We start from the raw sequence: 573 nt of genomic DNA on the forward strand, positions 1-573 counted from the left end.
GGGAAAGTCGCGGCTAAGACGGCACTACCACAACCGCCTAACACCAACCAAAACGTACCAAACATTTCTGCAATATACCTATTCATAACGATCCTTATTAATCTGTACCAGTATCAACAAGATAGTTTAGATTTAGCAAGTTTGTGAAATCTTGGGCATATAAGCGACAGAAAGGGAGTGTTTTGGGTAGCAAATAGCCGACAGAGATTGCAGTGATTTTTAAACGAAATGCCATAACTGTTTAACGACAAGCTCCAGAAACTGACTAAAGTGCGATCTATTGTGTTGTTCAATAAATAAAACTGGTTGAAGATATTATTAATTCTTATTGGAGCCTGCGATTCATGAAAAAGTTAGCGATTTTAGTAGTAACGACATTATTACTCACTGCATGCGGAGGTGGTGACAGCGGTGGCGGTAGCGCTGCCACTAGTGGTGGTTCTAGCGCTCAGAAACTGAATACGGACATAGGCGTAAGTGATGCCGATATTCAAACATTGAAAGGCTACAAATTCCTATCCGTTGATGGTAAAGGATTTGAGTCTCCAAGCAATTTTAAAGCGAAGTAGTAGG

1 protein-coding gene and 1 pseudogene are annotated in these 573 nt (G+C 40.7%); one reads left to right on the forward strand and one right to left on the reverse strand.

Features of this window, described 5'->3' with window-relative positions:
- Nucleotides 1-86: pseudogene (locus AB4496_RS27625) on the reverse strand (aquaporin); the annotation flags it as partial.
- A gap of 258 nt (nucleotides 87-344) precedes the next feature.
- Here AB4496_RS27625 and AB4496_RS27630 point away from each other — a divergent pair.
- Nucleotides 345-569, forward strand: coding sequence for a hypothetical protein (locus AB4496_RS27630; protein ID WP_009848670.1), 225 nt, complete (start codon nucleotides 345-347; stop codon nucleotides 567-569).
- The last annotated feature ends 4 nt before the right edge of the window (nucleotides 570-573 follow it).

The sequence above is a fragment of the Vibrio sp. 10N.222.46.A1 genome (assembly GCF_041473595.1).
Taxonomy (GTDB): domain Bacteria; phylum Pseudomonadota; class Gammaproteobacteria; order Enterobacterales; family Vibrionaceae; genus Vibrio; species Vibrio tasmaniensis_A.